General features: G+C 61.0%; 1 protein-coding gene. It reads left to right on the forward strand.

The window, feature by feature from the left end:
- A partial coding sequence (locus A3709_RS23560; protein ID WP_197484055.1) for a hypothetical protein occupies positions 1–213 on the forward strand: 213 nt, incomplete at both ends.

Consider the following 213-nt stretch of genomic DNA (forward strand, 5'->3'; position numbering starts at 1 on the left):
TAGGCAGCTACACCCTGATGCCGGAGATGGACTACCTGCCACCGGTGAAGCGCGATGCAGTCGACGCCTATTTCCAATTCCCCCCCGGGATTAGCGAACGCACCGTGGCTGAAGAATATGTGCGGGTACTGGATGAGCGGATGGCGCCGCTGATGAGCGGTGAACGCGAGCCCGCCCTGAAGAACTACTACATCCTCACCTGGGGTGACGGCG

Source organism: Halioglobus sp. HI00S01 (assembly GCF_001635445.1).
In the GTDB taxonomy this organism is placed as follows: Bacteria; Pseudomonadota; Gammaproteobacteria; order Pseudomonadales; family Halieaceae; genus Halioglobus; species Halioglobus japonicus.